This is a genomic window from Streptomyces sp. NPDC031497, from assembly GCF_055580905.1.
In genome coordinates this window covers 301,962-324,675 of record NZ_JBVIKO010000001.1, presented here as the reverse complement: position 1 = coordinate 324,675, position 22,714 = coordinate 301,962, and the positions used below count along the sequence as shown (strand labels likewise).

The 22,714-nt window shown below is 71.5% G+C and carries 24 protein-coding genes; 14 read left to right on the top strand and 10 right to left on the bottom strand.

Annotation, left to right across the window (positions count from 1 at the left end; genetic code table 11):
• Nucleotides 1-72 precede the first annotated feature (72 nt).
• Entirely contained in the window at nt 73-1,533 is a 1,461-nt protein-coding gene (locus ACZ5K7_RS01465; protein WP_450972135.1) for an NCS2 family permease, read from the top strand.
• Between the two features lie 54 nt (nt 1,534-1,587).
• Nucleotides 1,588-2,739 carry an XdhC family protein gene (locus ACZ5K7_RS01460; RefSeq protein ID WP_468909166.1) on the top strand — a complete coding sequence of 384 codons (1,152 nt, stop codon included), beginning with the start codon at nt 1,588-1,590 and terminating at the stop codon, nt 2,737-2,739.
• Between the two features lie 215 nt (nt 2,740-2,954).
• On the opposite strand, the gene ACZ5K7_RS01455 is transcribed toward ACZ5K7_RS01460, so the two are convergent.
• Nucleotides 2,955-3,629, bottom strand: coding sequence for a Crp/Fnr family transcriptional regulator (locus ACZ5K7_RS01455; RefSeq protein WP_351697523.1), 675 nt, complete (start codon nt 3,627-3,629; stop codon nt 2,955-2,957).
• Between the two features lie 85 nt (nt 3,630-3,714).
• Nucleotides 3,715-4,155: an SRPBCC family protein gene (locus ACZ5K7_RS01450; protein ID WP_468909163.1), complete on the bottom strand. Its 441-nt coding sequence runs from the start codon at nt 4,153-4,155 to the stop codon at nt 3,715-3,717.
• Nucleotides 4,156-4,312: 157 nt separating this feature from the next.
• On the opposite strand from ACZ5K7_RS01450, the gene ACZ5K7_RS01445 reads away from it, so the two are divergent.
• Entirely contained in the window at nt 4,313-5,335 is a 1,023-nt protein-coding gene (locus ACZ5K7_RS01445) for a DUF2278 family protein (protein ID WP_351698162.1), read from the top strand.
• Between the two features lie 218 nt (nt 5,336-5,553).
• Here ACZ5K7_RS01445 and ACZ5K7_RS01440 read toward each other — a convergent pair whose 3' ends face one another.
• A complete protein-coding gene (locus ACZ5K7_RS01440) occupies nt 5,554-6,375 on the bottom strand; it encodes a polysaccharide deacetylase family protein (RefSeq protein ID WP_468909160.1) in 822 nt (273 codons plus the stop codon).
• Nucleotides 6,376-6,497: 122 nt separating this feature from the next.
• Here ACZ5K7_RS01440 and ACZ5K7_RS01435 point away from each other — a divergent pair, with 122 nt between their 5' ends.
• Both ACZ5K7_RS01435 and ACZ5K7_RS01430 read left to right on the top strand, forming a co-directional pair.
• On the top strand, nt 6,498-7,139 hold the full coding sequence (locus ACZ5K7_RS01435) for a phosphoribosyltransferase (protein ID WP_468909156.1): 642 nt from the start codon (nt 6,498-6,500) through the stop codon (nt 7,137-7,139).
• Nucleotides 7,140-7,155: 16 nt separating this feature from the next.
• Nucleotides 7,156-7,575 carry a TIGR03668 family PPOX class F420-dependent oxidoreductase gene (locus tag ACZ5K7_RS01430; RefSeq protein WP_468909153.1) on the top strand — a complete coding sequence of 140 codons (420 nt, stop codon included), beginning with the start codon at nt 7,156-7,158 and terminating at the stop codon, nt 7,573-7,575.
• An 18-nt stretch (nt 7,576-7,593) separates the two neighbouring features.
• On the opposite strand, the gene ACZ5K7_RS01425 is transcribed toward ACZ5K7_RS01430, so the two are convergent.
• A complete protein-coding gene (locus ACZ5K7_RS01425) occupies nt 7,594-8,466 on the bottom strand; it encodes a hypothetical protein (protein WP_468909845.1) in 873 nt (290 codons plus the stop codon).
• A 629-nt stretch (nt 8,467-9,095) separates the two neighbouring features.
• Here ACZ5K7_RS01425 and ACZ5K7_RS01420 point away from each other — a divergent pair.
• Nucleotides 9,096-10,061, top strand: coding sequence for a serine/threonine-protein kinase (locus tag ACZ5K7_RS01420; RefSeq protein WP_468909151.1), 966 nt, complete (start codon nt 9,096-9,098; stop codon nt 10,059-10,061).
• Nucleotides 10,062-10,258: 197 nt separating this feature from the next.
• Here ACZ5K7_RS01420 and ACZ5K7_RS01415 read toward each other — a convergent pair whose 3' ends face one another.
• A complete protein-coding gene (locus tag ACZ5K7_RS01415) occupies nt 10,259-12,670 on the bottom strand; it encodes a SpoIIE family protein phosphatase (RefSeq protein WP_351697543.1) in 2,412 nt (803 codons plus the stop codon).
• A 230-nt stretch (nt 12,671-12,900) separates the two neighbouring features.
• Here ACZ5K7_RS01415 and ACZ5K7_RS01410 point away from each other — a divergent pair, with 230 nt between their 5' ends.
• A complete protein-coding gene (locus tag ACZ5K7_RS01410) occupies nt 12,901-13,131 on the top strand; it encodes a response regulator transcription factor (protein WP_351697546.1) in 231 nt (76 codons plus the stop codon).
• A gap of 59 nt (nt 13,132-13,190) precedes the next feature.
• Nucleotides 13,191-14,318 (top strand): NAD(+)/NADH kinase, encoded by a 1,128-nt coding sequence (locus ACZ5K7_RS01405; RefSeq protein WP_351697549.1) that lies wholly within the window; start codon nt 13,191-13,193, stop codon nt 14,316-14,318.
• A 27-nt stretch (nt 14,319-14,345) separates the two neighbouring features.
• Here ACZ5K7_RS01405 and ACZ5K7_RS01400 read toward each other — a convergent pair whose 3' ends face one another.
• Nucleotides 14,346-14,798: a helix-turn-helix domain-containing protein gene (locus ACZ5K7_RS01400; protein ID WP_468909146.1), complete on the bottom strand. Its 453-nt coding sequence runs from the start codon at nt 14,796-14,798 to the stop codon at nt 14,346-14,348.
• Between ACZ5K7_RS01400 and ACZ5K7_RS01395 the strand changes: the two genes are divergently transcribed.
• On the top strand, nt 14,788-15,006 hold the full coding sequence (locus ACZ5K7_RS01395; protein ID WP_468909143.1) for an amidohydrolase family protein: 219 nt from the start codon (nt 14,788-14,790) through the stop codon (nt 15,004-15,006). The genes ACZ5K7_RS01400 and ACZ5K7_RS01395 overlap by 11 nt on opposite strands.
• Here the strand turns inward: ACZ5K7_RS01395 and ACZ5K7_RS01390 are convergent.
• On the bottom strand, nt 15,003-15,914 hold the full coding sequence (locus ACZ5K7_RS01390) for an alpha/beta fold hydrolase (protein ID WP_351697558.1): 912 nt from the start codon (nt 15,912-15,914) through the stop codon (nt 15,003-15,005). The genes ACZ5K7_RS01395 and ACZ5K7_RS01390 overlap by 4 nt on opposite strands.
• A 103-nt stretch (nt 15,915-16,017) precedes the next feature.
• Nucleotides 16,018-16,905 carry an aldo/keto reductase gene (locus ACZ5K7_RS01385; protein WP_468909843.1) on the bottom strand — a complete coding sequence of 296 codons (888 nt, stop codon included), beginning with the start codon at nt 16,903-16,905 and terminating at the stop codon, nt 16,018-16,020.
• Nucleotides 16,906-17,103: 198 nt separating this feature from the next.
• On the opposite strand from ACZ5K7_RS01385, the gene ACZ5K7_RS01380 reads away from it, so the two are divergent.
• Entirely contained in the window at nt 17,104-17,700 is a 597-nt protein-coding gene (locus ACZ5K7_RS01380; protein ID WP_351697564.1) for a TetR/AcrR family transcriptional regulator, read from the top strand.
• 12 nt (nt 17,701-17,712) lie between these two features.
• Here ACZ5K7_RS01380 and ACZ5K7_RS01375 read toward each other — a convergent pair whose 3' ends face one another.
• Nucleotides 17,713-19,413 (bottom strand): purine-cytosine permease family protein, encoded by a 1,701-nt coding sequence (locus ACZ5K7_RS01375; protein WP_351697567.1) that lies wholly within the window; start codon nt 19,411-19,413, stop codon nt 17,713-17,715.
• A gap of 136 nt (nt 19,414-19,549) precedes the next feature.
• The gene (locus ACZ5K7_RS01370) at nt 19,550-20,626 is read right to left on the bottom strand and encodes a substrate-binding domain-containing protein (RefSeq protein ID WP_468909138.1); all 1,077 of its coding nucleotides are present in this window, start codon (nt 20,624-20,626) and stop codon (nt 19,550-19,552) included.
• Nucleotides 20,627-20,736: 110 nt separating this feature from the next.
• Between ACZ5K7_RS01370 and ACZ5K7_RS01365 the strand changes: the two genes are divergently transcribed.
• The 4 genes from ACZ5K7_RS01365 to ACZ5K7_RS01350 all read left to right on the top strand — a co-directional run bounded on the left by ACZ5K7_RS01365 (nt 20,737) and on the right by ACZ5K7_RS01350 (nt 22,658).
• Entirely contained in the window at nt 20,737-21,213 is a 477-nt protein-coding gene (locus ACZ5K7_RS01365; protein ID WP_351697573.1) for a MarR family winged helix-turn-helix transcriptional regulator, read from the top strand.
• A gap of 175 nt (nt 21,214-21,388) precedes the next feature.
• A complete protein-coding gene (locus ACZ5K7_RS01360) occupies nt 21,389-21,721 on the top strand; it encodes a WXG100 family type VII secretion target (protein ID WP_351697576.1) in 333 nt (110 codons plus the stop codon).
• A 32-nt stretch (nt 21,722-21,753) separates the two neighbouring features.
• The gene (locus ACZ5K7_RS01355; protein ID WP_351697579.1) at nt 21,754-22,044 is read left to right on the top strand and encodes a WXG100 family type VII secretion target; all 291 of its coding nucleotides are present in this window, start codon (nt 21,754-21,756) and stop codon (nt 22,042-22,044) included.
• A 2-nt stretch (nt 22,045-22,046) separates the two neighbouring features.
• Entirely contained in the window at nt 22,047-22,658 is a 612-nt protein-coding gene (locus tag ACZ5K7_RS01350) for a hypothetical protein (RefSeq protein WP_351697582.1), read from the top strand.
• Nucleotides 22,659-22,714: the final 56 nt, after the last annotated feature.

Below are 22,714 nucleotides of genomic sequence, written 5' to 3'. Positions count from 1 at the left end.
CACCTCCCCAAATCCCGCCGTCCGCCGAAGGCAAGCAGCGGGTGCCCCTTTGAACCTTGGGAGTAGGCCCATATGACCCAGCAGTCACTCGAGCCGAAGACCGTCGCCGAAGACGCGGGTGAGGGAACCCGCGTCCCGGCCGGACGGTCCTGGCTCGACCGGTACTTCCACATCTCCCTGCGGGGGTCCACCGTCGCGCGTGAAGTGCGCGGCGGCGTCACCACCTTCATGGCGATGGCGTACATCCTCCTGCTCAACCCCTTGATCCTGTCCGGCAAGGACGCGGCCGGGGACACCCTCGGCCAGAAGGCGCTGATCACCGCGACCGCCTTCGCCGCCGCCTTCACCACGCTGCTGATGGGCTTCGTCGGCAAGGTGCCGCTCGCGCTGGCCGCCGGCCTCTCCGTCTCCGGCGTGCTGTCCTCGCAGGTCGCCCCGCAGATGACCTGGCCGCAGGCGATGGGCATGTGCGTGCTGTACGGCGTGGTGATCATGCTCCTGGTCGTCACCGGCCTCCGCGAGATGATCATGAACGCGATCCCGCTCGCGCTCAAGCACGGCATCACCATGGGCATCGGCCTGTTCATCGCCCTCATCGGTCTCTACAAGTCCGGCTTCGTGCACCAGGGCAAGGCGACCCCGCTCACCCTCGGCCCCGCGGGCGAACTCACCGGCTGGCCGGTGCTGCTCTTCGCCGGCACCCTGCTGCTGATCTTCATGCTCCAGGCCCGGAACGTCTCCGGCGCCATCCTGATCGGCATCGTCAGCGGCACGGTGGTGGCGGCCGTGCTCAACGGCCTCGGGGTCATCGACCCCAAGGAGTGGGCGGGCGGCGCCGCCCCCGCACTGCACGGCTCCGCCGTCTCCATGCCGGACTTCTCGCTCTTCGGGCACGTCGAGTTCGGCGGCTGGGGCAAGGTCGGCGCGATGACGGTCGCGATGATCGTCTTCACCCTGGTACTCGCCGGGTTCTTCGACGCGATGGCCACCATCATCGGCGTCGGCACGGAGGCCAAGCTCGCCGACGACAAGGGCCGGATGCCGGGCCTGTCCAAGGCGCTGTTCATCGACGGAGCGGGCGGCGCGATCGGAGGCGTCGCCGGCGGCTCCGGGCAGACCGTGTTCATCGAGTCGGCGACCGGCGTCGGCGAGGGCGCCCGCACCGGACTCGCCTCGGTGGTCACCGGCCTGTTCTTCGCGGCGTGTCTCTTCTTCACCCCGCTCACCGCGATCGTCCCGCAGGAGGTCGCCTCGGCCGCCCTGGTGGTCATCGGGGCGATGATGCTGATGAACGCCCGGCACGTGGACTGGGCCGACCGGGCCACCGCCATCCCGGTGTTCCTGACGGTCGTGCTGATGCCCTTCACCTACACCATCACCACCGGTGTGGCCGCCGGCGTCATCTCCTACACCGCCATCAAGGCAGCTCAGGGCAAGGCCCGGGAAATCGGGGCATTCATGTGGGGCCTGACAGTGATCTTCCTGGTCTATTTCGCCCTCAATCCCATAGAGAGCTGGCTCGGCGTGCGCTAGCCCGCCTCGCCAAGACCCTCTGCACCAACCGCCGTTGTGTAAGGAGACCGAGAGATGCTGGACATCGCCGAGGAGCTGAACCGGTGGGTCGCGGACGGCCGTGACTTCGCCGTGGCCACGGTGGTGGCGGTCGGCGGCAGCGCCCCGCGCCAGCCTGGCGCCGCCCTCGCGGTGGACGCCGACGGCACCGCCGTGGGCTCGGTCTCCGGCGGGTGTGTGGAGGGCGCCGTGTACGAGCTGTGCCGGCAGGCGCTGGAGGACGGCGACACCGTCCTGGAGCGCTTCGGCTACAGCGACGAGGACGCCTTCGCCGTCGGCCTGACCTGTGGCGGCGTCATCGACATCCTCGTCACCCCGGTACGGGCGGACGACCCCGCCCGGCCGGTGGTCGAGGCCACGCTGGCCGCCGCCGCGCGGGGGGAGGCGACGGCCGTCGCGCGGATCGTCACCGGGCCACCGGAGCTGTTGGGCCGCGCCCTCCTGGTGGACGCCGACGGCGGCTACCGGGGCGGTTTCGGCGCCCACCCCGAGCTGGACCGCACGCTGGCCGCCGAGGCCCGGGCCTTCCTGGACGCGGGCCGCACCGGCACCCTGGAGATCGGGGAGCAGGGCTCTCGCTGCGGAGCGCCGCTCACCGTGCTGGTCGAGTCCTCGGTCCCGGCGCCCCGGATGATCGTCTTCGGGGCGATCGACTTCGCGTCGGCGCTGGTCCGTGTCGGCAAGTTCCTCGGCTACCACGTGACGGTGTGCGACGCGCGGCCCGTCTTCGCCACCGAGGCCCGCTTCCCGGAGGCCGACGAGATCGTCGTCGAGTGGCCGCACGAGTACCTGGAGCGGACGCAGGTGGACGGCCGTACCGTCCTGTGCGTCCTCACCCATGACGCCAAGTTCGACATCCCGCTGCTCCGGCTCGCGCTGCGCCTGCCGGTGGCGTACGTCGGCGCGATGGGCTCCCGCCGCACCCACCTGGACCGCAACCAGCGGCTGCGCGAGGTCGGCGTCACCGAACTGGAGCTGGCCCGCCTCAGGTCCCCGATCGGCCTGGACCTCGGCGCCCGTACGCCCGAGGAGACCGCCCTGTCGATCGCGGCCGAGATCGTCGCCAACCGCCGCGGCGGCAGCGGACTCCCCCTGACCGGTGCCCACACCCCGATCCACCACGACACGGCATCGACGCGGACGCGGCGGATCGGGTCGGTGGCCTGACTCCCCCCGGGGCCGGGCCACCCCGCAGGGAGCGGAGCGCCCGGTCCGTTCCCCCGATCGCCGTACCGGTCCGGGCGCCAGGGGATGATGGAAGCGCCTTCACGGGTGTCGTACAGCGTCAAATGACGCATTCGGCGCGGGGAGTTCCGTTCTGATGCGTTCGCGGTGCAAGCCTCTCCTGCTCTCTCCTGCTCCCGTGGCCCGAGCGGGGCGGCTCACTCCTCCGCCCAGCGCCGTAACCCCGCCAGGTCGAGGACGACGGTGCGGCCCCGCCGGGTGGCCACCAGGCCCTCCTGCTGCATCGCCCGCAGACAGCGCACCACCGACTCCCTGGACGCCCCGGTGGCGGCGGCCAGCTCCCGCTGGTTGACCTGGACGGAGACGGCACCCGGCAGGGTCTCCGGCGCGGCCGAGCCGTACTGCACGGCGAGCTTCACCAGCAGCCCGGCGACCCGGGCGCGGGTGGTGCGGGCACCCTGTTCGGCGCGCAGCCCGTCGGAGTCCCGCAACCGGCCCACGACACTGCGCAGTACGGACAGACACAGTCCCGGGTCCCGCTCCAGAAGCCTCAGGAAGGCGTCGGCGGTGACCACCACGCCCTCCGAGCGGCGCATCGCGGTGACGGTCGCGCCCCGCGGGCCGCCGTCGACGCAGGCGAGCTCGCCGAGGAGTTCACCGGGGCCGCGCAGGGCGAGCAGGCTGGTGTAGCCGTTGGCCGAGTCGACCGTCGCCTTCACCAGACCGGCCGTCAGCAGGACGACGGAGTCGGCCTCCTCGCCCTCCCGCATCAGCACCTCGCCGCGCACCCACCCGTGCGGGTGCCCGGCCTCCCGCAACAGCTTCGTTTCCCCGGGCGAGAAGAACGCCACCTCCGAGCCTCCCGGCCGCATCGACCCACGGTGACCGTTCGGCACCGGAGGGCCACTGTCCATCGTGCGGCCGGGATCTGCCAAGGGGAGACGGGCGGGGCGGCGCCTACGGTTTCCTGAGCAGCGCGTTGACCGCCCGCCCGAACACCGCCCGGGCCGCCCGGTCCAGCAGTGGGTCGAAGGCCGACGGCAGACCCCGTACCCGCAGCTCCTCGTGCCAGATCACCCGGGTGCGGCCGCCGGGCCCGGGGCGCACCTCCAGTTCGGCCCAGCCGAGCACCACCCGGCCGCGCTTGACCAGGCGGCACCGACCGGAGCCGCCGTCCTCGGGAGGCTCCCAGACGGTCACCTCCATGGGGTCCTCGAAGGACAGCGGCCCGAGCCCGGAACGGGCCACGAAGACCGTGCCCTCGTGGGTCGGCGGTTCGGTGAGCACGGTGACGCGGGTCAGCGGGACCGCGTCGGCGTGCGCGGACCACTCCGTGAGCCGGCGCCACGCCTCGTCGATCGGCAGCGGGGCCGTGCGTTGGAGAAGGAAGGTGACCACGGAACGATCGTAGGGAATCGGCCAGGCTCCGCGGGTCGCGCACCGTCTGTTCACAGGACCGACAGAAACGTCCAAGGCGGACCGGAACCGGCCCCGGGCCCGTACGATTCCCGCCATGGGCGGGCAAACCGCCTGCCTTCACGGGGAGTTGGCCGACATGCCGTTGAAGACCTATGGCGTACTGATCACCCGGGCCGTCGACGTCCGGCGCGAGGGCGCCGGCGACAGCCCGCACTACCAGATCCACCTCACCGACGACACCGGCATCCAGTACCGGGCCGCCGTCAACGTCCTCTCGCAGCAGAAGCCCGCCGAACTGCTCTATCTCGTCGACGACGACTTCAAGCACCCCCTCACCGCCCGCCTGGAGGACCTGACGAGCGGCTGGAACACGCTGCCGCCCGGGCCCGGCGGACCCAACCTCGACTTCGTGCGCGGCAACCTCTTCGACCCGGCGAAGATGCGCGTCCTGCCGGCCGACCGCTCCGGTCCCGACAACGACCTGGCCGACCTGCTCGACCACTACGTACGCCGGGCCGTCGACGACCCCCGCGCCCGGCTCTACCTCTTCGGCGAGCGCTGGGGGCCCGAGACCGGCGTCAAGGACAAGATCTTCGGCTTCCTGCCCGGCAACGGCGTCCACGACATCCATATGAACCAGGGCAACAGCGGCCGCTTCAGCAGCGACGACGGGGTGTGGCAGGACGGCGGGCTGCTGATCCGCCTCCCCGGTGACGACCAGGGCGAGGAGCGGTGGGTCGGGATCTTCCTCGCCTTCCAGAACCAGGCCTGGCACACCGACGACGTCACCGGCCACGCCCTCGACGGCGTCGACACCTCCCGTCCGGCCCCCGGCGACCAGCCGGTCCGGATCGTCGCCGCGCTGGTCAACCCGACCGGTCCCGCGCCCGAGGCGGAGACCGTCACCCTCCTCAACGCCTCGCCCGCCCCGGTCGACCTCACCGGCTGGCGCCTGCTCGACCGCATCGGCCAGGCCTCCCCGGTCCCGCCCGGCCCCCTCGCCGCCGGTGCCGCCCTCGCCGTGCCGCTGTCCGGCGGCGCCCGACTCGGCAACCACGGCGGCGAGATCACCCTCCTCGACACCGCCGGCCTCAAGGTGCACGGGGTGTCCTACACGGCCGAGCAGGCGGCCCGCGAAGGCTGGTGGGTCGTCTTCTGACCGGACCCCGCCGGGGGCGGACGGCGCCACGCGCCGCCCCCGCCCCGGCACGTTCGGCATCCCCGTCGGCCGGCCGGCCGGTCGCCGCCGCACCCTCGGCGACGCGATCCACGCCCGCCCCGGCGCTCGGTCGGCCTGTACGCAACTCCGGCTCAGGGATGCGGAGTTGATCGGCGCGGGCCGGCCGACCGCACCTGGTCCGGTGGCAGCTCCAGGACCTAGGGCCGGTACACCTTTCCGGGTTCGGCCCTGCCGGGTGCCAGCAGTTGCGGGACGGTCACGAAGACGTACCCGCGCTCCTTGAGCGCGTCGATGATCCCGGGTACGGCGGGCACGGTGCCCCGGTATATGTCGTGCAGCAGGATGATCCCGTCCCGGGACACCTGGTCCAGCACCCGCTTCTCGATCAGCGCCGAGTCGGTGGTCAGGTAGTCCTTGGCGGTCACGCTCCACAGCACCTCGGACAGCCCCAGCTCACGGCAGATCCGGTGCACGTCCGCGTCGGTACGGCCCTGGGGCGGCCGCATCAGCGTGGGCTCGCGCCCGGTGATCCGCTCGATCGCGTCGTCGGTCCGGGTGAGCTCCTCGCGTATCTGCCGGTCGGAGATCTCCGTGAGGATCTTGTGGTCCCAGGTGTGGCTGGCGACCTCGTGGCCCTCCGCGGCCATCCGCCGGACCAGCTCCGGGTACTTCTCGATGTGCCGCTTGCCCAGCAGGAAGAAGGTCGCCGGGACGTGCTTCTCCTTGAGGATGTCGAGCAGCCGGGCCGAGTTCTCGCTGGGCCCCGCGTCGAAGGTGAGCGCGACGCACTTGGCCTCACGGCAGTCGACGGTCCCGAACCCGGCCTGGCTCGTCCGTACGGCGTGACCGCGGGCGTCGGCGGGCGAGGTCGTGTCGACCTGCGCGCAGCCCGACAGGGTCAGGGCGAGCGAGACGGCGGCGGCGGCGGTGAGCGCCGGTACCCGAAAGCCGGGGGACGACCGGAACCGGTAGGCGCGTCTTTCCCTCTTCTTGGTCGGAAGCTTGCTCCACAGTGGCATGCCGGGACTATACACACAGTTTATAGAATGCGTGTACGGATTCTCCTGGTGGACTCGGCCCTCGACACCTTCCGGTGTGAGCATGGAAGAAGGGGGCCGACCCCGACCGGAGAGGACGAGCCGTGCGCTACCGGGACCGCGCCCAGGCCGGTCGCGAACTCGCCGCCGTACTGCGGAAGTTGAGCGACGAGGACGGCCTGCCGGACCCGATCGTGCTGGCGCTGCCGCGGGGCGGCGCGGCCGTCGCCGTGGAGGTCGCGCGCGAACTGGCGGCCCCGCTCGACGTGCTCGTCGTACGCAAGATCGGGGCCCCGCACCACGAGGAGTTCGGCATCGGCGCGATCGCCGGGGACGACCCGCCGCTCCTCGACCGGGCGACCCTGGCCCACCTGGGCCTGAGCGAGGACTCCCTGGCCCCCGTGGTGGAACGGGAGCGGCAGGAGCTGCGCCGCCGCGAGCGCCGCTACCGGCAGGGCCGGCCGGCGCCCGAGCTGCGCGGCCGTACCGTGATCGTCGTCGACGACGGCCTGGCCACCGGCTCCACCGCACGCGCCGCCCTGCGCCACGTGCGCGGCCGAGGCCCTGCCCGGACCGTGCTGGCCGTCCCCGTCGGGGCGCCCGACTCCCTCGACGCGCTCGCCGCCGAGGCCGACCTCGTCGTCTGCCCGTACCGGCCGGCCGTGTTCAGCGCGGTCGGCCAGTGGTACGACGACTTCGCACAGCTGACGGACGCCGACGTGCTGGACGCGCTGCGCGGCGCCTGACGGGGGAGGGGACACCGTGCCGGAACTGGCCGAGGGCGAGGCGCGGCGGCGGTTCGCCGCGGCACGGGTGGCGCGGCTCGCCACCGTCGACGGGTCCGGCCGCCCGCATCTGGTGCCGGTCGTCTTTGCGCGGCACGGCGCCGACGGGATCGTCACCGCCGTGGACCACAAGCCCAAGACCACACCCCGGCTCCAGCGGCTGCGCAACATCGCCGCACAGCCGTCCGTGAGCCTGCTCGTGGACGAGTACGACGAGGACTGGGACCACTTGTGGTGGGTCCGGGCGGACGGAGACGCACGGGTGATTCCCGCAGACGCGGCGCTCATCGAGCCACTGCGCGAGAAATACCCGCAGTACCGGGAACGCCCGCCGAGCGGTCCGGTCGTATTCGTGACCGTCTCGCACTGGACCGGCTGGCAGGCGGCCGCCCTTTAGGCGCTGAATTTCCGCCTGTCAAGTCCCGAGCTGTCGGAACGTGACCCTGCCGCGCGCCGCGGGCCTACTGGAAGCACGAGCCCGATTCGCTTTCAGGAGGAGAAGGAAATGATCCGCGAAATGCGCAACGCCAGCAGCGGGAATGCCCGTCCCAAGCGCCGTCTGGGCGCGGCGGCCGTCCTGGCCTCCGCGGTGGCGGTCGCCGGTGGGGTGGTCCTGCCGGCCGCGGTGGCGACGGCGGCACCGATGCCGAAGGCGCCGGTGAACGGGGCCCACCTGTCCAAGGAGCTCAAGAAGAACTGCGGCAAGAAGCCGCCGGCGCGCCATACTCAGGGCCGCGTGTACTCGTGCTGGTCCAACGGCAAGAAGTACCACTGGGACGCGAAATACCACTGCTACTACTACCTCGTCGACTCGCACCGGTATTACTGGGACTGGGACCGCGATTGCTATTACGTGGTCAAGAACCACCACAAGTACTACTGGGACCACCACCACGACTGCTACTACGTCGTGCACAAGCACCACAAGTACTACTACTGGGACTCGTATCGTCAGTACAACTACTGGGAGCACAACAAGCACGAGAAGCACTGGGACCACTGGAACAGCGACAACTGGAAGAAGCCCGAGTGGGTGGAGAAGCACGACAAGGAACACCCGGACGACAAGGGCAAGAACCCCGAACACGGCCAGCCCCCGGCCAAGGGCCCGGACGACACGGACACGACGGGGACCCATGAGAAGGGCCCGGATGAGGGGACCGACCACGGCACCGATCAGGGGACGGATCACGGGACGGATCAGGGGACCGATCACGGCACCGATCAGGGGACCGATCACGGCACCGATCACGGCACCGATCAGGGAACGGACCAGGGGACCGATCACGGCACCGATCAGGGGACCGACCACGGCACCGATCAGGGTGGGGCCGATCAGCAGGGTGGTACCGATCAGGGCGGGACTGACCCGCAGGGCGGTACGGATCAGCAGGGTGGTACCGGCCAGCAGGGCGGTACGGATCAGCAGGGTGGTACCGGCCAGCAGGGCGGTACGGATCAGGGTGGTGCTCCGGCTGACGACGGTGGTACCGACCAGGGTGGCTCCGCCGACCAGCCTGCCGACCAGGGCAACACAGACCAGGGCAACACAGACCAGGGCGGCACGGACCAGGGCGGTGCTCCTGTCGATGATGGTGGGGCTGACCAGCCCGCCGACCAGGGTGGGGCTGACCAGCCTGCCGATCAGGGTGGTGTGGACCAGGGCAGCGGTGCTGGCCAGGGCGGTGGCACGGATCAGGGTGGCGGGGCCGATCAGGGTGGTGCTCCTGACGGTGGTGACCAGGGTGCCGGTGCCGACCCGGCGGCTCTCGTCGGCTGAGGTGTGTGGCTGGGCGGTGGGTGAAGGCCGCAAGACCTTCACCCACCGCTCTTTCGCGTGCGCCCGCCGCCCAGGCGGGACGCCGCCACGCTGGATAGGATTTGGGAAGGTTTGACACGCTACGGGGTGGACATGTCATGGCGACACGCATCGCGGGCTACGAGGTCGAGGGCGAGATCGGGCGGGGCGGCATGGCCGTCGTCTACCGTGCGACGGACCTGCGCCTGGACCGCACCGTCGCCCTGAAGCTGCTCGCCCCGGAGATGGCCCGCAACGACACCTTCCGCCGCCGCTTCACTTACGAGTCGCGGGTGGCGGCCGCCCTCGACCACCCCCACATCGTGCCGATCTTCGAGGCCGGCGAGACGGACGGCGTGCTGTACATCGCGATGCGCTACGTGTCCGGTCCGGATCTGCGCGCGCTGCTGGACAAGGAGGGCGTGCTGCCGGTGGATACGGCGCTGCGGATCGCCGCCCAGATCGCCTCGGCGCTCGACGCGGCCCACGAGCATGACCTGGTGCACCGCGATGTGAAGCCCGGCAACGTGCTGGTGGCGCGCGGCACCGACAGCGACCACCCGGAGCACGTCTATCTCACGGATTTCGGGCTCACCAAGAAGTCGCTGTCGCTGACGGGGTTCACGACGGTCGGCGAGTTCGTCGGCACGCTCGACTACGTGGCGCCGGAGCAGATCTCGGGCCGCCCGGTGGACGGCCGGTGCGACCTCTACAGTCTGGCCTGTGTGGTCTTCGAGATGCTCGCCGGCGGTCCGCCGTTCGTCCGGGACGAGGACATCGCGCTGCTGTGGGCGCACCAGTACGACCGGCCGCCCGCGCTGAGCGAGGTGCGGTCCGGGCTCCCCCCGGGGCTGGACGAGGTGTTCGCCAAGGCGCTGGCCAAGGTCCCCGAGGACCGTTTCGGCTCCTGCCTGGAGTTCGTGGGCGCGCTGCGGCTCGCCGCGTACGGCGTCGTACCGGGAGAACCGGCGTCGTCGGACCGCCCCACGGACCGGACCCCGACCGTCCGCCGGGACACCGGACCCACCCCCGGCCCGCCCGCCCCCGGCCCGCCCACCTGGGCCCGCCCGATGTTCGGCCCCTAGGGCCTGTCTGACAATTCCCGTCGTCGCCCGGAGGGCGGCCTCGCGGCGTCAGGTGCGTGCTCTCGGCGTGCCGGGCGTAGGCCCTCGTACTGGCCGTACTTGGGTCTGCGCCCGGTGCGGCGAGAGTGCGTGCATGGCGTCGTGAGGCAGACGGGAATTGTCAGACAGGCCCTAGCCTCCCCGGTCCGCCCGAGCCCTCAGTCCTCCGTGAGGAACTGTTCCGCCCAGACGGTCTTGCCGGTGGTGGCGTGGCGGGTCCCCCAGCGTTGGGTGAGCTGGCCGACGAGGAGCAGGCCGCGGCCGCCCTCGTCGTAGGTGTGGGCCCGCCTCATGTGTGGGGCCGTGTTGCTGGAGTCGAAGACCTCGCAGGTGAGGGTGTGGTCGTCGTGGATGAGCCGGAGCCGGACGGGCGGCCGGCCGTACCGGAACGCGTTGGTGACCATCTCGCTGACGATCAGCTCGGTGATGAACGCGGCCTCCTCCAGCCGCCAGGCGATCAGCTGGTCGGTGGCCTGTTTGCGGGCGTCGGAGACGGCGGCGAGGTCGAAGGGCAGTTCCCAGGTGGCGACCCGGTCGGAGTGCAGGGCCCGGGTGCGGGCCACGAGCAGGGCGATGTCGTCGTCGGGGCGGTGGGTGAGCATGGTCGTCAGGACCCGGTCGCAGACGGTGTCCAGGTTCTGCGCGGGGCGGGCGAGCGCGTCGAACATCTTGTCGAGGGCCTCGTCGATGTCATGGTCGCGGGGTTCGAGCAGACCGTCGGTGTAGAGGGCGATCAGGCTGCCCTCGGGCAGTTCCGTCTCGAAGGACTCGAAGGGCAGCCCGCCCAGTCCCAGTGGGGGTCCGGGCGGCACGTCGAGGAAGTGGACCGCGCCCGAGGTGACCACGGCGGGCGGCGGGTGTCCGGCCCGGGCGACGGTGAACCGGCGGGTGACCGGGTCGTACACGCCGTACAGGCAGGTCGTGCCGACGCCGCCGGCGGTCTCCTCGGCGTTGTCGGCGCCGGCCTCCTCGGCGGAGAGATGGACGACCAGGTCGTCCAGGTGGCTGAGGAGTTCGTCGGGCGGCAGGTCGACGTCGGCCAGGGTGCGGACGGCGGTGCGGACCCGGCCCATGGTGGCGGCGGCCCGCATGCCGTGCCCGACCACGTCGCCCACGACGAGCGCGACCCGGGTCCCGGACAGCGGGATCACGTCGAACCAGTCGCCGCCCACCCCGGCCTGGCCGACCGAGGGCAGATAGCGGGTGGCGATGTCCAGCGCCGCCTGCTGGGGCAGGGTCTGCGGAAGCAGGCTGCGCTGGAGGGTCATCGTGGTGGTGTGCTGGCGCTGGATGCGTTCGGCGCCGTTGATGCTGGTGGCGGTGCGGGCCGCCAGCTGCTCGGCCACCCACAGATCCTCCGGGTCGAACGGCTCGCTGCGCAGGTTCCGCCCGAACAGGGCCACCCCGAACGTGGTGCCGGCCGCCCGGAGCGGCACCGCCATCAGCGAGTGCGCTCCGCTCTCCCTGATCCACGCGGCCGCCAGCGGATCCTCTCGCGTCCAGCGGGTCACGATCTCGTCGTCGCTCGCGTACACCGTGCCCCGTCCCTCCGCCAGGCACCGGCCCGACGGCGACCAGGGCGGGCAGCGCAGCACCTCGCCGGAGGGGTGGGGGAGCGGTGGGCTCTGGGGCGCCGCCCGTACCGCTGCCCGTCGCAGCGCGCGGCCGTCGGCGGCCGGCGCACCGGGCCTGGCCGCGTCCAGCAGGTCCACGGCGCAGGCGTCGGCGAAGGTGGGGACGACGACATCGGCCAGCTCCCGCGCGGTGCGCTGCACGTCGGAGCTGGTGCCGATGCGTACCCCGGCGTCGCTCAGCAGCAGCATCCGCCGCCACACCAGTTGCTCGGACGGATCGGCGTGGGCCGTCAGGGTCACCGCCCGTACCTCCCCGTCCGTGTCCGTCAGCGGGGCGAGTCGTCCGTGCCAGTCGTGGTCGGGGTCGGCCGGGTCCGGACGCAGGTGGACGTCCTCGGGACCGCCGCCGGCCAGGATCCGCCGCATGGCGGCCTCGGCCTCGGTGCCGCCCTCGTACGGTGCGATGTCGGTCAGCCGCAGCCCGCGCATCGTGCCCTCGGCGAGGGACAGGCTGCGCTGCATCCCGACGCTGGCCAGGACCAGCCGCAGCCCGTCGTCGAAGACGGCGGCGACGCACGGGGACTGGTCGAAGGCCCATTCCCCGAGGGTCCGGTCGGCGTCGGCGGCCGTCGGCGGCCCGGTGACGGCGGACACCACCCGCCACTCCGTGCCGCCCGGCCGGTCGCCGGAGGGCCGGCGGTGTACGAGTACGTCCCGGTCCAGTCGGTGCCCGTCACGGTGGCGCAGGGCCGCGGTCCCGCTCCACCGCGGGCCGGCGGCCGCCTCCCGCCAGGTGTCCCTGTCCGGCTCGGCGAGCAGCCGGACGGCGTGCTGCCCCAGGATCTCGGCGGGCGGGTAGCCCAGCAGCAGCCTGGCCCCGTCGCTCCAGCCGGTCACGGCACCTCGCTCGTCGACCGTGACCGCGGCGGTGTAGGTCCCCTGCGGTACGGCGTAGGTCTGCGCCCGGTTGCTGGGAGGGGTGGGACGTCGTTCCATCGCCGCTCATCCTTCGCGGAACCTGCCTGGCCGGCTCTTCTCCCAGGATGGTCCCGGCCGACACGGAGCACCAATCCGCCGCCGCTACCACCCGGCCACCGTGGTCACGCTCGTCCGGGGTTCCTGTGACACGCCTGTGACGGACGGCGGACAGCGTCATGACGTCGGCTTGTCAGGGTTTTGTAAACGGACAAATCGCCGTTATCGGTCAATTCGGCAAGGGAATCCTCATGAGCTTCGCCGTTGTCACCCAGCACACCGAGACCGCCGCCGTCGCGCTGGCCCCGCGTGAGCGCGAGACGCTGAAGCACATCGCCGCGGGCTGTACATATCTGCAGGCGGCGCGGCAGATGGGGCTCTCCCGGCACACCGTCGACGCCTACCTCCGCCGGATCCGCGCCAAGCTCGACATCAACACCACGGCCGAGCTCACCCGCCTGGCCATCTCCCTTGGCCTGTGAGATCCGCCCGGCCGTGACAGCGTGGGAACAACGGTGAGCACGGTGTCCTGGAGGCGGAGATGACGGTGAACGGGCTCGGACTTGTGGTGCACGGGGGCCGGGCGGAGGCGGCGGACGCGGCCCGAACCGTACGGGCGTGGGCGGCGGAGCACGACGTGCGGTGCACGGACATCGACGTCTGGCACGACGGCGGACGGCACAGCTCCGGGGAGGAGGTCGCGGCCGCGGGCGATCCCGACCTGATCGTCACCCTCGGCGGCGACGGCACCTTCCTGCGCGGCGCCCGGCTCGCCGCCCACCACGACGCCCTGGTCCTCGGCGTCGACCTGGGCCGGGTCGGCTTCCTGACCGAGGTGGCGGCCTGCTCGGTGACGGATGCGCTGGACGCGATCCGCGAGGACCGGTTCACCGTCGACAGCAGGATGCTGCTGACCATGCGCGCCTCCCGCCGGCTGGAGGTGCCCTCCGACATGGAGCAGCTGATGCGCTACGGCCGCGGGCCGCTGCTGCCGGCGCCCGAGGTGCGCACCGACTGCGAGGAGGACGCCGACTGGGGTGTGCCGCTGCACATCACCGCGGTCAACGACGTCGTACTGGAGAAGCTGTCCCGGGACCGCCAGGTGTCCGTCGGCGTGTACGTCTCCGGGCGGCTGCTCGCCTCCTACTCCGCCGACGCGCTGCTGGTGGCGACGCCGACCGGCTCGACCGCCTACAGCTTCGCGGCCGGCGGTCCGGTCGTCTCGCCGTGCGCGGACGCACTCGTCTTCACGCCGGTCGCCCCGCACATGATGTTCAACAGGTCGGTCGTCACCGCCCCGGACGAGGCCGTCGGCCTGCGCGTCCTGGAGCGCTCGGGGCAGGCCGCGGTCAGCGTCGACGGACAGGTGCGGGGCGTCCTGGGGCCGGGGGACTGGATCGGCGTGTACGCCGCCCCGGCCCGGCTGCGGGTGGTCCGGCTCGCACCGATGGACTTCTACGGCCGGCTGCGTGAACGCATGAACCTCACCGACGCCCCGGCCGCGGTCGCCGACGGCACCCCCGCGCCCCTGTGGTCTACGCGGACGCCCCCGCCCGGCGACATGTCCCACCTCTCCCTGCTGCCCGCCAGCCTGTGGGACGCCGAACCGGAAGAGCCGTGCGTCGAGGTGAAGCAGGGCGATGCCGCCCCGCCCCCCGGACGCGGCTGACCACCGCACCGTCCGGGCGCCCGTGCCTCAGGCGCGCCCGGTCGCCCGCGCCGGTGCCTCAGGGGTGCCGCCCGGCCGCACGCCCCCGCGCCTCAGGCGGTGCCCCCGTCGGGCCGTGCTCGGTGTCATGCCGAACTCCGATCGGAACGCGGTCGCGAACGACGCGTGACTGGCGAAGCCGCAGGAGTACGCGATCTGTGCGATCGACAGGAAGTCGGCGTCGTGCGCGAACCGCATCGGGCGGTCGATGTCGCACAGCACCATGCTGCCGGGCCGGATCTCCGTGGCCGACGGCCCCTGTTCCATCCAGGCCTTGCCGGCGAGCGGGACCAGGAGTTCGTACGTCCCCCGGGGGTCGGAGCGGATGTGCCGGGTCTCCCGCTGCACCACCTTCCGGCCACCGGCGCACAGGGCGAGGCCGTACACCGTCGACTGCTGCCACTCCAGGCGGGCGCTCCACGGGGCCTCGATGTCGGGCACGCTGATGCGGCTGCTCGCCGAATCGGGCGCCGGGGTCGCGCACTGCCCGGGCTCCAACGCCAAGCTCGCCTCCGGGACGGCCGCCGTGCACGCCCTGCGCGCCGCGTCCGTCACCGTGGGCCTGGGCACCGACGGGCCCGCGAGCAACGACGACCTCGACCTGTGGGAGGAGGCGCGGCTCGCGATGATGTCCAGCCGCCTCGCCTAGAGGGGTCGGGTTTCCTCGCGGGTGCTCGTCACGAAGCCCGTCACCGCCCGGGTGAAGGCCTCCGGCTCCTCGATGTGGCCGAAGTGCCCGCTGTTCTCCAGGATCAGTAGTTCCGAGCCGGGGATCAGCCCGTGCAGTTCCTCGGCCCAGCGCACTCCGCAGATGAAGTCGTGGCGGCCGGCGAGCACGAGGGAGGGCACGGTGAGCCGGCCGAGGTCGGCCCGGTCGTCGACGACGACCGGGGAGAGGTCCTCGTCCAGACCGGAGATGTGCGTGGACGTCACGGCCGCCCGGAGGGGGGCGAACTCCGCCTCCCGGCCCCAGTAGTCGGCGAAGTACGCGGGGAACAGCCCCCGGGCGACCGCGGTGTGCTCGCTGTCGCCGCTGACGGTGGGAATGGCCTGGAAGGCCGCCAGCACCTCGGGGAGCCCGGGCTGGTCGGCGTTCCGCGCGGCGAACGCCTCGACCTGGCGCACGGTCTCGGCGAGGTGCTCGGGGCCGGTCACCGGCAGGCTGTCGTAGAGGATCACCCCGGCGAGGCGCTCGGGGTGGTGCAGGGCGTGGTACTGGGCGACGAAGCCGCCGTGCGAGTGGCCCAGCAGGTGCACCCCGGTGACGCCGAGGTGCTCGATCAGCGCGCCGAGGAACCGGCTGTAGCGGGCCCGGCTGTAACCGTGCGGGTGGGAGGGCAGGCGGTCGGAGCCGCCGCTGCCGACCGGCTCCGGGTAGACGACCGTGAGATGCCGCTCCAGTTCGGGCATCCGCAGGTACTCCCAGGCGATGCCCGGCCCGCCGGAGTGCGCGACGCACACCGGCCCGGTGCCGTGCACGTGGTAGCGCTGCACGAGACCGTCGATCTCGACGGTGTGGGTTCCGGTGGTGAGGGGATCGGTCAGGGGCGTGGTCATGGCTTCTCCGTGTTCGGCGGTTCGTGGTGACAACGGCAGGACGCCGGGGCGAAGGAGAAGTTCGAACCGAGTTGTGTGACGGCGGTCACAGGTCGGTGGTGTCTCAGTAGCGGCCGCCCACCGTCTGCGCGGCCAGGCCGTCCAGCGTGGCGAGCTCCTCGGTGGTCAGCTCGATGCCCGCGGCGGCCACGTTCTGCTCCAGCCACTTCACGCGCTTCGTCCCCGGGATCGGCACCACGGGCACACCGAGCCGCGCACCGCGCGCGTGCACCCAGGCCAGCGCCAGCTGCGCCGGGGCGACGTCCCGCGCCTGGGCCAGCGCGCTGATGGCGTCCGCGATCGCCTGGTTGTCCGCCGTCTGGAAGCGCGGCAGCCGTCGGCGGGCGTCACCGGCCGGCAGGGCACCGACGTCCACCGTGCCGGTCAGGAAGCCCCGGCCGAGCGGCGAGTACGCCACCAGCGCCACGCCCAGCTCGCGCAGGGCGTCCCCGACGGTGGTCTCCAGGTCGCGGGACCAGATCGAGTACTCGCTCTGCACGGCCGCGACGGGGTGGACGGCACTGGCGCGCCGCAGCAGTTCGCCGTTCACCTCGGAGAGGCCGATGTGCCCGATCTTGCCCTCCTTCACCAGCTCCGCCATGGCGCCGACGGACTCCTCGATCTCGGCGGTCTGCGGCGGCCGGTGCAGGTAGTAGAGGTCGATGTGGTCGACGCCCAGCCGCAGCAGGGAGGCGTCACAGGCGCGCTTGATGTAGCCGGCCTCACCGCGCAGCACCCACGTGTCGCTGCCCGTGCGGTCGATGCCGGTCTTCGTGGCGAGCTGGACCTGGTCGCGCCGGCCGGCGATGGCCCGGCCCACCAGCACCTCGTTGTGTCCGAAGGCGTAGGCGTCGGCGGTGTCGATGAGGGTGACGCCCAGGTCGAGGGCCCGGTGGACGGTGGCGATCGCGTCGTCCCAGCTGGTCGGGCCGTACCCCTCGCTCATGCCCATGCAGCCGAGGCCCTGGGCGGAGGTGGTGAGGCCACCGAGAGAAACCGTGTCCACGGCATGTCTCCGTTCGATGTCGGCAGTGCGTACGATGACAGATACCGGAGGATCCTCCGGTAGTGACGACGCTAACGGAGGATCCTCCGGTAAGCAAGTGGCAAGAATGCCGGGTACGGTGACCGGCCTGGAGGGGAGTACCGCATGAACGGACAGGGACCCGCGCGGCCCGTGCGCGCCCACGCCCGCCGCAACCGGGAGAAGCTCGTGGCGGCGGCCTTGGAGGAGTTCACGCGCACCGGCAAGGACGCGCCGCTCGACAGCATCGCCCGGGCGGCCGGGGTCGGCATCGGCACCCTCTACCGGCACTTCCCGACCCGGGAGTCCCTCGTCCTGGCCGCCTACGAGCACGAGGTGGACCAGCTGTGCGCCGTGGGGGACGAACTGCTCGCCGAGCTGCCGCCGGACCGGGCGCTGCGCGAGTTCATGGGCCGGCTGGCGAGCCTGCTGGTGACGAAGCAGCACATGTCCGAGGCGCTGCGCAGCGCCGGACCCGACGGCGGGGAGTCGTACGCGAAGGTCTACGACACGATCGGCACCCTGTTCACGGCGGGCGTCGCCGCCGGGACGCTCCGGTCCGACATGGAGACCGGTGACGTGGTGCGGGCCATGGGCGGCCTGCTGCGCCTGGACGTGGACGGGGACTGGAAGGGGCAGGCCGAGCGCCAGATCCGGCTCCTCATGGACGGCCTGCGCACAGGAGCTCCGGCCCGCGCCGAAGGGCACGAGCCGGAGCGGTAGGGCCGGGAACGGTCAGTCCGCGGACCGTACCGTCGGCATCGCGAGCGCGACCGGCCCGCTCTTGCAGGAGTCGTGGCAGTCCTTCTCCAGACTGCAGCACAGCGAGCAGATCGCCCCCGAGTGGAACGGGCAGTTGGCCATGTCCGGCCGCTCGAACTCGGTCGTGCACACCGTGCAGGTCAGGACGGCCGCCGACGGCAGCCCGTCCGCGCCCAGCAGCGGCTGTGCCAGGTCGTCGACGCGGGCGATGTAGTACTTCCCTTTGGTCAGCACCGCGAACAGCGGCGAGAGCACCATCGCCAGGAACAGCGCGATGAACGGCGAGTACGCCTTGCCGTACTCCCCGAAGGCGTGGAAGTAGGCGGCGATCGAGACCGCCGACGCGATCAGCATCGAACCGAAGCCGACCGGGTTGAAGTTGTACAGATGGGCGCGCTTGAACTCGATGTACGACGGGCTCAGCTTCAGCGGCTTGTTGATGACCAGGTCCGCGACGACCGCGCCGATCCAGGCGATCGCCACGTTGGAGTAGAAGCCGAGGACGGTGTTCAGGAAGCCGAAGACGCCGCCCTCCATCAGGGCCAGCGCGATACCGACGTTGAGGAAGATGTAGACGACGCGCCCGGGGTGGCGGTGGGTCAGCCGGGAGAAGAAGTTCGACCAGGACAGCGAACCGGAGTACGCGTTCGTCGAGTTGATCTTTATCTGGGAGAGGATCACGAAGAACGTGGCCAGGCCCAGCGCGATGGGTGCGGCGAAGGTCTTGAAACCGGACACGTACTGCTGGATCGGCTCGTTGGCCTTCGCCAGGCCCACGCTGCCGGCGATGTAGAAGGCGAGGAAGGCGCCGCCGATCTGCTTGGCCGCGCCGAGCACCACCCAGCCCGGACCGGCGGAGAGCACGGCCGCCCACCACTTCCTGCCGTTCTCCGGCGTCTTGTCCGGCATGAACCGCAGATAGTCCACCTGTTCACCGATCTGCGCGATCAGCGACAGCGCCACACCGGCACCCGCGCCCACCCCGAGCATGCTGATGCTCGACCCGGTGGGCGAGTTCCCCGCGAAGTGCGTGAACTCCGAGAACTTGCCGGGCTCCTGGATCGCGATCGACACGAACGGCGCGACCATCAGCACCAGCCACACCGGCTGCGTCCACACCTGCATCTTCGACAGCGCGGTCATGCCGTAGATGACCAGCGGCAGGATGATGACCGAGCAGATCAGATAGCCGACGGCGAGCGGGATGTGCAGGCCCAGCTCCAGGGCCTGCGCCATGATCGAGCCTTCGAGGGCGAAGAAGATGAAGGTGAAGCTCGCGTAGATGACCGAGGTGAGCGTCGAGCCGAGATAGCCGAAGCCCGCGCCCCGGGTCAACAGGTCCATGTCGATGGAGTACTTGGCCGAGTAGTACGAGATCGGGATGCCGGTGAGGAAGATGACCACCGCCGCGGTCAGGATCGCCACCATCGCGCTGGAGAACCCGTTGGAGATGGCGATCGAGCCGCCGATCGCGAAGTCCGCGAGATAGGCGATACCGCCGAGCGCCGTGGTGGCCACCACGTACGGGGTCCAGCGGCGGAAGGACTTCGGCGCGTAGCGCAGCGAGTAGTCCTCCAGCGTGTCGTTCTTCGCCCAGTCGTTGTAGGTCCGTTTGCCGTCCGTCCCGCCGTCCGCCACGGCCGGCGGCGCCTCTTTCCCGACGATCTCCGTCACGACTCTGCCCTCTCTCGTCCCCGGTCGTTTGCACGGAAGAGTCGCGGCGCGCTGTTTCCCGAACGTTTCACCTGCTTTAAAAGACAAAGCTTGATACTTCCCGTGGGAAGTATTGGACGTGGTGGGGGAGTTGGGCTCAGAGCTGGGTGACGATGTGGAAGTCGAAGGCGTCCGCCCGCGCCAGGTACAGCCGTTGCGCGACATGGTTGCCGTGCAGCCGTACGACACCGCGCGGGCCCTCGTACGACACCGAGTCCCGTACCGCGCACATCGTCCGCACGTCCAGCGACCGGGCCCGCTCGGCCAGCGCCGCCAGCAGCCGCACCCCTTCGAAGCACGACTCGCCCGGGCTGCCCACGACGGGTGCGTGGGCGCCGAACCGGGCCGCGTGGCGGGCGCTGAAGTCGAGGCTCTCGGCGGTCGCCAGGGTCTCGAAGAAACCGGCCGTCGCCCACAGCCCGTCGGTGGCCTCCGCACCCGTGGCCAGCAGGATGTTCTCGTCCATGTGGGTGCTCAGCCTGAGACACCGCTGGTGCAGCCCGTAGCCGGCGAACGCCCGGTTGAAGCGGGCCGCGTCCGCCCCCACCAGCAGCATCAGCACCGCGTCCGCCTCGCACCGCTCGACCCGGCGCAGCACCGGCCCGAACTCCTCCGTCCCGAGCGGCACGAACACCTCGTCCCGCACCCGGCCCCCGCACTCCCGCGCATACGCCCGTACCGTACGGGCGGTCACCCGGGGCCAGACGTAGTCGTTGCCCACCGTGCACCAGCGCCGCACCCCGGCCGCCCCCGCCAGCAGCCGCATCGCGGGCAGCAGTTGGGCGGCATCGGTCTCACCGGTCAGGAAGACACCGGGAGTCCGCTCGCCGCCCTCGTACTGGGCGGTGTAGACATACGGCACCCGGCCCGCGATCCGGGGCAGCAGCGCCTGCCGTACCGCCGAGGTGTGCCAGCCCACCACCCCGTCCACGGCACCCGGCGCGACCAGGGATCCGACCTCGGCCGCCACCCGCCGCGGCGGCGCCCCGCCGTCCACCGTGACCAGCTGGACCTCCCGGCCCAACACGCCGCCGGTGGCGTTGAGTTCCTCCACGGCCAGGCGCGCGGCCGACTCGCACGACGGCCCGAAGACCCCCGCCGGTCCCTGCAACGGCACGACCAGGGCGACGACCAGGGGCGTACCCGAGGGGCCGCTCGGCGGCGCCCTGTGCATCAGGCCACCTCCGTGCGCGCGTGGGGAGCGGATTCCGGTCCCGGGCCCCGGCGCCCTCGCGGAGGCTCGTATTCTGCGCGCACAGTAGACCTACCGGAAGGACACCGGCAATGCCGTCCGTACCCTCCTCGCCGGACCTCGCCCACCTCCTCAGCCACGCCGAGCGGCGCGTCGTGCAACGGCTGGCAGCGGTACTGGCCGAGGAGGACTGCACGGTCGAGGAGTGGCGGGTGCTGTCGATCGTCGGGGACGGCGAGGGGCATCCGATGTCCGAGATCGCCGAGCACGCGCTGATGCCGGCGCCCAGCCTGACCAAGCTCGTCGACCGCATGGTCGCCGGCACCCTGGTGTACCGCCGCCCCGATCCGCACGACCGCCGCCGCGTCCTGCTCCACCTCACCCCGCGCGGCGAGGACCTGCACCGGCGCGCCGCCCGCCGGGTCCGCGCCGACCAGGCCCGGCTGCTCGCCGAGACGGCCGACGGGGGAGATCTCGCCCGGCTGCTGCCCCGGCTCACGGCGGCGGCCGGCCACCTGCCCACCGCCCGCGATCCCCGGCCCACGGCCGTCCCCCACGCTTCCGCGTAGACCGGTACCGCCGCCGAGGCGTGGGCACGGACAGGCACATTTTCCAGGCAGCCGGGCAGCCCGCGCGGTTCGGCGGTCTCCGGCCGGCGGCGCCTGCCCACGATGGGGAGACGGATCAGCCGGTGGGTGCGTACGCGTGCGCGTTCGCCGCGACGACGTACCGAAAGGAGGAGGCATGGCCTCCACCCAGGTCGATATTCAGGGAATGATCACCGCCCGGGGCGCCTTCCAGGACGCTCTGGAGCACACGACCGGTGCCTACAGCCAGATGGACGGGCAGATCTCGGGTCTGCTCGGCAGCTGGCAGGGCGACGCGTCGAACATCTTCCACCAGGCGATGCAGGAATGGCTGGCCGACTTCGGCAAGGTCAACACCGCTCTCCAGAAGATGCTGGACCAGCTGGTGGCGAACACCAGCCTCTACGACAACGTGCACAACACCACCACGGACAGTGCCACCTCGGTTCGCAACGCCGTGGGCAACGGGCTGCCGAACTTCAAGATCTGAGCCGCAAGGATCCCGGAAAGGAGCACACCACCATGCCTACGTACAGCGTCGACATGCCGCAGGTGGACACCATCGTGGGTGAGATGAACGCCATCACCCAGCGCATCACCCAGACCCTCTCCGACCTGGAGAGCCAGGCCCAGAGCTCGCTGAGCGAGTGGACCAGCGACGCCCGCAACGTCTACACCGAGGTCAAGGCGCAGTGGGACGCCGCCGCGGCCGAGATGGCCCGGCTGGCCGGACAGGCCACCTCCACGCTCGGCAACATCAACGGCTACTACAGCGACGGAGAGCGCCGGGGCGTGCAGATCTGGGGGAACTGAGCGTGGATCCCGCCAACCCGGGGCACAGGTCGCCCACCGCGCCTCCGGTCAAGACCACACCCGATCCGTACACCGGGCCGACCCACATCGATCCCGGTCACGGCACCGTGAACCCCGACGCCGGGAAGTTCCAGCCGCCGCCGGTGCCCTCCGGCAGCGGGAGCGGCAGCAAGACCCAGGTCGACACGGCGCCGATGGAGGTCTTCGCCTCCAACATGGAGCAGTTGGTCGACCCGGTCCGCAGGGCCCTCGACCGTCTCGACGGCATCGACGTGCGCGCCGGCGCCTTCTACGACGCCAACGTCATCCGGAAGGACCTGAACGGACCCAACGGGGACGACGGGCTGAAGAAGAAACTGTCGGCCGTCCTGCACGACCTCACCGAAGGCCTCACGGACATCGCCAAGGGCGTCAGGGACATCGCCGGCCAGTACGGCAAGGTCCATGACGCCTCCCTCGTCGACGTGAGCGATCTGACGAAGGCCATGCAGCCGGCCCAGGCCGACTTCGAAGCGCTGTCCAAGGACAACGGCGGATCGGGAACTCCCAGCTCCACGTCGTCCGGAACGTCCGACAGCGATCCGGACACCCCCGACAGCGGCAAGGGGAGCTGACCCACCCGTGGGCGGGGCCTCCCCACCCGCCCACGGCAGGGCCTGACAGGACAGGA